At 73.7% G+C, this 5,491-nt stretch carries 5 protein-coding genes; 1 reads left to right on the top strand and 4 read right to left on the bottom strand.

The genetic code is table 11. The features are described 5' to 3' along the window. Window positions 1-45: 45 nt before the first annotated feature. Window positions 46-1,161, top strand: coding sequence for an RICIN domain-containing protein (locus OHB09_RS29700; RefSeq protein WP_328922824.1), 1,116 nt, complete (start codon window positions 46-48; stop codon window positions 1,159-1,161). A gap of 83 nt (window positions 1,162-1,244) precedes the next feature. Here the strand turns inward: OHB09_RS29700 and OHB09_RS29695 are convergent, their stop codons facing one another. The 4 genes from OHB09_RS29695 to OHB09_RS29680 form a co-directional block, all read right to left on the bottom strand. Continuing rightward, window positions 1,245-2,177 (bottom strand): glycoside hydrolase family 16 protein, encoded by a 933-nt coding sequence (locus OHB09_RS29695; RefSeq protein WP_319118268.1) that lies wholly within the window; start codon window positions 2,175-2,177, stop codon window positions 1,245-1,247. Window positions 2,178-2,277: 100 nt separating this feature from the next. Further along, entirely contained in the window at window positions 2,278-3,246 is a 969-nt protein-coding gene (locus OHB09_RS29690) for a threo-3-hydroxy-L-aspartate ammonia-lyase (protein ID WP_006137899.1), read from the bottom strand. Between the two features lie 53 nt (window positions 3,247-3,299). Further along, window positions 3,300-4,520, bottom strand: a complete 1,221-nt coding sequence (locus OHB09_RS29685) for an alanine racemase (RefSeq protein WP_093600195.1) — start codon at window positions 4,518-4,520, stop codon at window positions 3,300-3,302. Next, entirely contained in the window at window positions 4,517-5,209 is a 693-nt protein-coding gene (locus tag OHB09_RS29680; RefSeq protein ID WP_328922823.1) for a helix-turn-helix transcriptional regulator, read from the bottom strand. Before OHB09_RS29680 ends, OHB09_RS29685 begins: the two co-directional genes overlap by 4 nt. Between the last annotated feature and the right edge of the window lie 282 nt (window positions 5,210-5,491).

Genomic DNA, 5,491 nt, shown 5'->3' with positions numbered 1-5,491 from the left:
CCGTCCGGCGGCCCCTCCCCCCACGCACCGATCCGGAAGGACCCCATGTCCGGCACGAACGACCCCCGGCAGCCCGCCCCTTCCTCTGCCGCGCAGGCGGCGGAACCCGTCGCGGAACCGCCACCGGCCCCGGCCCCGGCCCCGGCCCCGGTCCCGGCACCGGAGAAGACCGTCCCCGATGCCCCGGCTCCCGCCCCGAAAGCCGAGGCGATCCCCGCGACGGCGTCGGTCACCACGACCCCATCCGTCGCGGACCCCGAGCCGCACGCCGATGCCGAGGCCGCCACCGGTACCGCGGCCACCGCCGACACCCCCGACCGCCTCACCGCCGGCACCGAGGAGGCCACCGCCGACGCCCGCCCCTCCGGGCGTCCGTCCCGGGGTCTGCTCGCCGGCGCGGCGGTCGCCGGAGCGCTGCTGGTCGGTGTGCCGTTCCTGGTCTCCGGGATGCTCCACCGGTCGGGTTCGGACGGATCGGCCTCGGACCGGTCCGCCGAGGCCGGTACGGTCCTGGCCGATCCGGCGGACGGCGCCGCGGGCGCCTACGGTTCGGCCTCGCCGACCGCGTCCCCGTCACCCTCGGACAGCGAGGACGCCGAGGGCGACAAGGGTGAGGAGCACGGCGGGAAGGGCGACGGCAAGAAGGGCGCGAGGGCGGGGGCGGCGGCCGGGGTGGCCGGGGAGAGCTCCGGGAAGGCCGCCGCGAAGGGGGCCTCGGGCGGGGGCGGGAAGAAGTCGGGAGGTGGTGCGGTCGCCACCAGGACGGTGATCAGCGCGCCCGGCACCACCCTCTACAGCCATGCCTCGAACCGGTGCGTCGAGGTGGTGGGCCACCGGGGCGCGGACGGTTCGCCGCTGCAGATCTGGGACTGCGGCAAGAAGGACTGGCAGAAGTGGGACTTCCGTTCGGACGGCACGATCCGTTCGATGGGCCTGTGCATGGACGTGGCCTGGGGCTCGCGGGACAACGGCGCGGTGATCCAGCTCGCGGTGTGCAGCGGCAACCCGGCCCAGCAGTTCCGTCTCAGCGGCGCGGCCGACCTCGTCAATCCGCAGGCGAACAAGTGCGTCGACGTCAAGGACCAGGCGACCGGCAACGGCACCCGGCTCCAGCTGTGGGACTGCAACGGCCAGGACAACCAGAAGTGGAGCACGCGCTGACCCCGCCGGGTTCCGTGCCGGGGCGACGGTGGCGGCCGGCCCGGTGAGCGGGCCGGCCCGGTGAGCGGGCCGGCCCGGGGTGGTCAGGACCGCTCGTAGACCCGGACCCAGTCGACCGTCATCCGGGCCGGGAGGGGCGTGCTCGACGTCACGGATCCGGTCCACACCCCGCCGACGGCCAGGTTGAGCAGCAGGTAGAAGGGGTGGTCGAAGACCCAGGGGTGCTTCTCGTCGTGCCGTGCGCGCAGGTCGCGGTGGTACACCGTGCCGTCGACGGTCCAGGTCACCCGGTCCTTCGTCCACTCGACGCCGTAGGTGTGGAAGTCCTCGGAGTAGCGGGCGTCCTCGGGGAGTTCGTGGCTGCCGCCGATGCCCTCATCGGCGTAGCCGGGGCCGTGCACGGTGCCGTAGACCGTGCCGGGTTCGGTGCCGGCGACCTCCATGGCGTCGATCTCCCCGTTGCCGGGCCAGGACTTCTCCTCGTCGTTGTCGCCCATCATCCAGAACGCCGGGAGGGTGGCCTTCCCCTCGGGCACCCGGATGCGCGCCTCGAACTTCCCGTAGGCCTGGGCGAATTTGCCCTTCGTGGTGAGGCGGCCCGAGGTGATGTCGCACGTGCCGTAGCGGCAGTCGGCCATGCCCGGGAGCTGGTCGCGGCGGGCGGTCAGGACGAGGCGGCCCTTGCCGTCCAGGGCCGCGTTGGCGGTCCGGTCGGTGTAGTACTGCCATTCCTCGTTGCCCCACTGGGGCTCGCCGCCGGTGTCGTGGACCCACTTGTGCGGGTCGGGCGGTGTGCCCCGGGCGCCCTTGAACTCGTCCGACCAGGTCAGGTGCCAGCCGTTCCGGCCGTCCTCGCCTTTGGCCCGGGGCCCCGAACCGCTCCCCCCGTCACCGTCGTCGCCGCAGGCCGCGCAGGCGGCGAGCAAGGCGAGTGCGGCGGCCCAGGCGGCCGGCCGCGAGGCCGTTCGGGGACGGCGGGACGTGGGGCGACGCGTCGGTCGGCGCGTACGGTGCATGGCTGGACTCCGGGTGGATCGGGCACCGTTCGCTCCTACGGCGTGGATCGCGGACGACCCTGGCGGTGCGGGACCCAGCCTGCCACAGCGGCAACAGCCATCACTGCGACACGAGTTCGATGAACCTCCGCGTGTCGATATTGCCCCCGGAGGCAATGATGCCGATGCGGCGGGGCAGCCCTTGAAGGCGTCCGGCCATCAGGGCGGCCAGCGGTGTGGCACCGCTCGGCTCCAGCACGATCTTCAGCCGTTCGAAGGCGAAGCGCATGGCGCGGACGATTTCCTCGTCGCTGACGAGTGCGATCGCGTCGACGAGGCGCTGGTTGAGGGGGAAGGTGAGGGCGCCCGGGGTGTTCAGCGCCTGCCCGTCGGCGATGGTGCGGGGCACCGGGACGGTGACGCGTTCGCCCCGGTCCAGGGACCGCTTGGTGTCGTCGCCCGCCTCGGGTTCGACGCCGACGACCGCGGTGTCCGGGTGCAGGGCCCTGGCGGTCAGGCCGCTGCCCGCGATGAGCCCACCGCCGCCGACGGGCACGACGAGCGCGTCCAGCTCCCCGGTCTCCTCCAGGAGTTCCAGGGCGGCCGTGCCCTGTCCCGCGATGACGTGCGGGTGGTCGTAGGGCGGGATGAGGGCGAGGCCGCGGTCGGCGGCGAGGGCCTCGCCGAGGGCGGTGCGGTCCTGCGTGTAGCGGTCGTAGGTGACGACCTCGGCACCGTACCCGGCGGTGGCCTCCCGCTTGGAGCGCGGGGCGTCCTCGGGCATGAGGATGACGGCGGTGGTCCCCAGCTCGCGGGCGGCCAGGGCGGTGGCCTGGGCGTGGTTGCCGGAGGAGTAGGCGGCGACGCCCTTCGCGCGCTGTTCGGCGGGCAGTTGGGCGATCGCGTTGTAGGCGCCGCGGAACTTGAAGGCGCCGATCCGCTGGAAGTTCTCGCACTTGACGAACACCTCGGCGCCGACCAGGGCGTCGAGGGTGCGGGAGGTGAGGACGGGGGTGCGGTGGGCGACGCCGTCGAGGCGCGCGGCGGCGGCACGGACGTCGTCGAAGGAGACGGGTGATGCGTCGGACATGGCGGGCACCTCGCGGGAGTGCGGACTCGGGGGGACGGGGCGGTCGGCGGCGGTCACCAGCCGGTGACGCGCGGCCAGTACGCGACAGCCTCGGGGGCACCGGTCCCCGTACGGCTGCTGTCGACGACGTGGTAGCCGCGGTGCTGGGCGGCGGTCGCGCAGGCGTGGTTGGGCAGGATCCGCAGCCGGGTTCCCAGGGGCAGCTCGGGCAGGTCGGTGCCCTCGCGCGCGGTGAGGATGCCGTGTTCCTGGCTGGCGTCGGTCATGACGAGGCCGGGCAGGAGGCGGCCGTCGAGGTCGGTGACGAGGCCGTAGCCCTGGTCCTGGGCCTGGCGTGCGGTGCCCCGGTCGCGGGACATGGCCATCCAGCCGCCGTCGGTGAGGATCCGGCCGAGTTCGGGGCGGTGGCCGATGACGGTGACGACGACGGAGAGGGCGAGGTCGTCGACCCGGCAGACGCCCAGGCCGGCCATGACCAGGTCGAAGAACACGTAGTTGCCGGCCCGGAGTTCGGTGACGCCGCCGAGGTCCTCGGCGGCGTGCGCGGTGGGCGTGGAGCCGACGCTGACGACGGGCACGGGCAGCCCGGCGGCGCGCAGCCGTTCGGCGGCGGTGACGGCGGCGTCGCGTTCCTGCTCGGCCGCCCGGCGCCGCGCCTCGGGGGTGGTGGCGAAGTAGGACTCCCCCGCGTGGGCCAGCACGCCGTCCAGGCACCCGGCCTCGTGCAGGACGCGGCCGATGTCGGTCAGGGCGGGGTCCTCGGGGCGCAGGCCGCCGCGGTGACCGTCGCAGTCGATCTCGATCTGCGCCGGTATCGCGAGGCCGGCGCCGCGGGCGGCCTCGGCGACGGCCTCGGCCTGCGCCCCGCTGTCGAGCAGGACGCGCAGGCGCACGCCGCGCCGCAGGAGGGCGAGGACGCGCGGGAGCTTGTGCGGGGCGATGCCGACGGCGTAGGTGAGGTCGGTGTGGCCGCCGTCGGCGAAGGCCTCGGCCTCGGCGAGGGTGGAGACGGTGACCGGGCAGGGTGCCCCGCTCGGGTCCCGCAGGAGGGCGGCGACGTCGAGGCTCTTGGCCGTCTTGACGTGCGGGCGCAGGACGACGCCGAGCCGTTCCGCGCGCCGGGCGAGGCGTTCGGCATTGCGAAGCACCCTGTGCACGTCGACGACCGCGAAGGGGGTGTCGGGTTCGGCGAGGGTGAGGGTGCGGGCGGTTGCGGGGTGGGGGCCGGGGGTGGCGGCGGTGGTGTTCACGGTGAGGATGTCCGGTCTCTTCATTTCGTGTAGTTGTAGACGGTCGCGCGGGAGACGCCGAGCAGGTCGGCGATGGTCTGCGCGGCGTCGCGGGAGTCGAAGAAGCCGTCCCGGTGCAGTTGCCGGACCAGCTCCCTCTTGTCCTGGCGGCTCAGCGAGCGCGGGGTGCCCGCCCGTTCGGCGGCGAGCGCCTCGACGGCCTCGCGCAGTTCGCGCGCGTTGCGGTCGCGCAGGCTCTCCAGCGTCCGCTCGCGGTGTTCGTCCTCGGTGGCGACGAGGTTCGACAGGGCGAGGGTGACCGGGGAGAGCACGGACACGTCGAGGTTGAGGCAGAGCGCGGCGACGTACTCCCCCGCGGCGTTCCTGATGCCGATGGACGTGCTCTTGACCGGCCGGCCGTCGGGGAAGCGGTTGGGGTAGTTCTGGATGACGCTCGGGTACTGCGGGTCGGCGATGCGGGCGAGGCCGAGTTCGGTCGCGGAGTCGCCGACCCGGCGTCCGGAGAGGTTGTTCTCGATCACCCGGATCGCGTGGCGCGGATCGCGCAGATCGTGCAGCACCACCTCGCACAGGCCCGGGAACATCCGGCCCAGCGCGACGGCGATCCGCTCGACCTCGCCGATGAGGTGTCCCTCGGCGTCCGCCCCGGCGGCGGTGACGGCGGTGACGGCGGCCGTGCCGCCGCGTCCTTCCGGTCCGGCGTCCTCGTTCATGGGTTCTCGATTCCTCGTGTCGGTGCCACCGCGGCCGGACCGCGGGGGCCTGCGTCCGGGGCCCCGCGGGGGCTCAGCGCCGTCCCGACCCTAGCCGGAACTGGGAATTTCGTCCAGGTCTGGATTTTGAGTACAGACACCCACGTCGGACGGCAGCGGGCCGCCGACCGGGAGGCGACCTCCACCCAACCCGTGCGCGAACTCTGGACAGTTGCCGATCGACGTGCTGTCATTCCGCTGACATCAATTTCCAACGTTGGAAGAGTCGTTCACACCGCACAG

The organism is Streptomyces griseoaurantiacus (assembly GCF_036189845.1).
GTDB lineage: Bacteria > Actinomycetota > Actinomycetes > Streptomycetales > Streptomycetaceae > Streptomyces > Streptomyces griseoaurantiacus.
The sequence above is the reverse complement of the archived record's forward strand: the minus strand, read 5'-3'. Positions and strand labels throughout refer to the sequence as shown.

What these genes read in the sequence shown, in the direction of transcription:
- OHB09_RS29700 (WP_328922824.1), top strand. Translation starts at nt 46, where the DNA reads ATGTCCGGCACGAACGACCCCCGGCAGCCCGCCCCTTCCTCTGCCGCG.
- OHB09_RS29695 (WP_319118268.1), bottom strand. Translation starts at nt 2,177, where the DNA reads ATGCACCGTACGCGCCGACCGACGCGTCGCCCCACGTCCCGCCGTCCC.
- OHB09_RS29690 (WP_006137899.1), bottom strand. Translation starts at nt 3,246, where the DNA reads ATGTCCGACGCATCACCCGTCTCCTTCGACGACGTCCGTGCCGCCGCC.
- OHB09_RS29685 (WP_093600195.1), bottom strand. Translation starts at nt 4,520, where the DNA reads ATGAAGAGACCGGACATCCTCACCGTGAACACCACCGCCGCCACCCCC.
- OHB09_RS29680 (WP_328922823.1), bottom strand. Translation starts at nt 5,209, where the DNA reads ATGAACGAGGACGCCGGACCGGAAGGACGCGGCGGCACGGCCGCCGTC.